General features: G+C 44.7%; 2 protein-coding genes. Both read right to left on the minus strand.

All coding sequences use genetic code 11. The annotated features are described in order from the left end of the window. On the minus strand, nucleotides 1-1,541 hold a 1,541-nt coding region (locus AB4307_RS21685), incomplete at its 3' end, for a bifunctional aspartate transaminase/aspartate 4-decarboxylase (protein WP_372133503.1). Nucleotides 1,542-1,657: 116 nt separating this feature from the next. Next, the gene (gene aspT / locus AB4307_RS21690) at nucleotides 1,658-3,373 is read right to left on the minus strand and encodes an aspartate-alanine antiporter (RefSeq protein WP_102319723.1); all 1,716 of its coding nucleotides are present in this window, start codon (nucleotides 3,371-3,373) and stop codon (nucleotides 1,658-1,660) included. Between the last annotated feature and the right edge of the window lie 46 nt (nucleotides 3,374-3,419).

The following is a 3,419-nucleotide window of genomic DNA, read 5'->3' on the forward strand; positions in this document are numbered from 1 at the left end:
ATTAGCTCGTACTCGTGGTGAGTAAGGTTCGCTAGTGATACACGTACTGATGCGTGTACTGTGTCGAAACCTTTACCAGGTAGTAAGATTACGCCGGTTTCGTGAGCAAGACGGAATAGGAAGTCTTTACCTTTCTCGTTAGCTTTGAACCAGTCGACAAACTCTTGACCGTAAAGTTTGCCACCTAGCGTGTCTAGCTCTAGTAGTGTGTAGTAATCCACACGGTCTTTGTTCTCTTCGATTGCTACACCCATGTTTTTGTAAAGCGTTGTGTAGCGCTCACGGATGATGCGTTTACAAGCGGCTTTGTAGCGACCTTCTGAGTCCATTAGACAAGTTAATGCAAACATCGCCATTTGTACTTGTTGTGGTAGAGACAGACCTGCAGTATGGTTCAATGCTACGCTGCGGCTATCAGCAACGATACGGTCGATGAATTTGATGTCACGTGGCTCTGGAGTTAGCGTTTTGTAACGGTCGTCCAATTGGCACTGTTTTTCTTCGCTGAAAGAACTTAGTGCGTCATCAAATACGTTTTTGTGTTGGATACCAATGGTACCTAAACGCCAGCCTGTTGCGCCAAAGTACTTAGAGAACGAGTAAACACAAAGTGTGTTGTATGGTAGTTTTGCAAATAGAGAAACGAAGTCATCGGCAAATGTACCGTATACGTCATCAGTGATGATGAATAGGTCACTGCGTTGCTCATTCACAAAGTTTGTTAGGTTCTCTAGAGTCTCGTCAGAGAATTTCACTGATGCTGGATTAGCAGGGTTAACGACGCAAAGTAGTTTGATGTCTGTATCTGCCAGTTTCTCGATTTCAGACATTGGAAGCTGCCAAGTGGTCTCATCAAGACGTAGCTCTACGATTTCCAGCTCATATTCTGCTAGCTCTGGGATTTCTAGGTAAGGGGTAAAGATTGGCGTGATTAGCGCAACTTTGTCACCTTTTTTCAATAGACCATTGTTGAACATGGTTGCGAACGTGTACGTCATTGACGCTGTGCCGCCTTCTGTTGCGAACAGGTCAAAGTTAGTCGTCATTGGCATTGGGCCGTACATCTCTTCTGCGATGTATTGTTTAACCACTTTCTCGATGTTCACTAGCATACGTGGTGGCACTGGGTAGTTACACGCAAGGTAAGCCAGTACTAGCTCATTTAGGAACGCTTGTTTTTCGATGCCTAGACGGTCTTTTGCGTAGCTTAGTGCACGACGTAGGAAATCAACGCCTTTGTCTGTTGCATATTGGCTTGCGAACGTGTCGAAACGCTCAACGATGCCGACGCCATCAGGGATACCACCGAAATCACCACCTAGGTAAGCGTAGTTACGCTCTGCTTCTGCTACCGCAAACTCACCAAGACGGATGAATGCTTTACGAGGTAGCGTTGCTAGGAAGTTAGGGTTACCACGACCTGCATCAAGAAGTGCACGATCTGGCACAGCTTGCGCCACTTCAATCAGTTTGTCTTTTAGCTCGAATGGGCTTAGGTCAGCGAATTTTGAAAAATCGATAGTTGGAGTTTGAGTAGTCATAATAGATACCTTACTTTCATAAATTTTAGCAAGTCGATCCCCTTCCCTATGTTTGGCCAGGGAATCGCTTAGTGTTTTAATTGGATTGACGTCTTAGACTGACGTTATAGTCTGAATTACATACCAGCGTTGACGGAGATAATGCCGACGATGATTGGTCCCCAAAGGGTCAATAGCACGTTGGCTACTGCGTAAGTCACTGTGAATGAGAATACTGGAGTTGCATTGCCTGTTTTTTCCATCAATGCCGCAAACGCAGGGTTTGCACTTCGACCACCAGTCACACAACCAAGTGCTTCAATTGGGTTTTTGATTCTCAAAACAAAGTAAGAGAAGAAGAACGAAATAATCTGTGGAATGATGGTTACCGCAACACCCAAGAATAGTAGGCTCATACCGTGTTCTTTGATGGTGTCTACCGCTTGAGGGCCAGCCTCAAGACCAACGATGCCCACGAATGCTGCTAGACCGAAGTCGCGAATAAAGCTTGCTGCTGATTCTGGGAATTGCGCCACATGTGGGTTACGGCTGCGTAACCAACCAACAATCAGACCTGACACTAGACAGCCTGCACCAGAGCCGATAGTGACCGGAATACCTGCAATTTTGAAGTTGATTAGGCCAATCAAAAGACCCAATACCATACCCATGCCTAGTACAATGAAGTCAGTCATTGTTGCTGAGTTCATTGGCTTACCGATTGTACCTTGAACACGATTAATATCGCTTGGTGAGCCAGTTAATTGAATAACATCATTTTTCTTAACAACAAGGTCAGCGTGAACTGGGATTGATACACCTTCGCGAAGGTAGTCAGTCACATAAACACCACGGTAAGTGCCTTTGTTCGCTTCTGATTTGATTTGACCTAGTGTACGGCCAATCAGTTGTTTGTTGTCTGCGATAAGCTGACGGTTCTCTTCAATGACTTCGTACTCTTCTGGAAGCACAACTTCAGAGCCAACAGAGTCACCTTTCAACTGACCAATGGCTTTACGAGTACCTGTGATAACCAGAACATCGCCTTGTTGAAGCTTAGTAAATTTGTCTGCTTCAATCGCTTTGCCATCACGCTCGATAACTTCGATGCATGCGTCTATTGAATCTTGATTGATTTGGGCTAGTGTCAAACCATTCACTTTGCTCTCTGCTTTGATTTCAAAAGCGCGAGTCTCAAGTTTTGTCATCGCATTGAATTCACCAGCACCAAGCTCTGCATTACCATCTGAGTTCGCTTCTGCCATTTTGATTGCTTCAGCGCGGATATCCCATTTCATTAGTGTTGGGAATACCCATGTCACCATTAGGATTGGACCTAGAGAACCGAAGATGTAAGTTACAGCGTAACCAACAGCAACGTTAGTTTGCATCAGATGTTTGGCTTCTTCAGACACACCACCCAAACGGGCGATCGCATCGCCTGCAGTACCAATGATCGCAGACTGAGTTAAACCACCGGCAGCTAGGCCCGCAGCAGTACCTCTATCTAAGTCAAACAACCACGCAGCGGCAAGTACACACAATAAGCCTGAAACCGTCATAACAACCGCAGACAACAGAATGTTGATGGTTCTAAAGTTAAGCGCTTTAAAGAATTGTGCGCCGCCTTGATAACCCACAGCATAAATAAAGAGCGCAAAGAAAATACTTTTTACGCCGGGATCAATCTGAACACCAAATTGCCCAATAATTACGCCCATTAATAATGTTCCGGCCACACCGCCTAAAACAAATCGGCCGATAGTAATTTTACCAACCATATAACCCAATGAGAGTGTAATAAATAGTGCGACAAATGGTGCCATGTCAAACAGATTAGAAATAATGTCCATGACAAATTTACTCTTGTTACTAAATATAAGGAGTAAATAATCTAAC

Source organism: Vibrio sp. 10N.261.52.C2 (assembly GCF_041471425.1).
Taxonomy (GTDB): Bacteria; Pseudomonadota; Gammaproteobacteria; order Enterobacterales; family Vibrionaceae; genus Vibrio; species Vibrio crassostreae_C.

Bases quoted from the DNA above. Each gene is read 5' to 3' on its own strand.
- aspT (WP_102319723.1), bottom strand. From the start codon at position 3,373: ATGGACATTATTTCTAATCTGTTTGACATGGCACCATTTGTCGCACTA.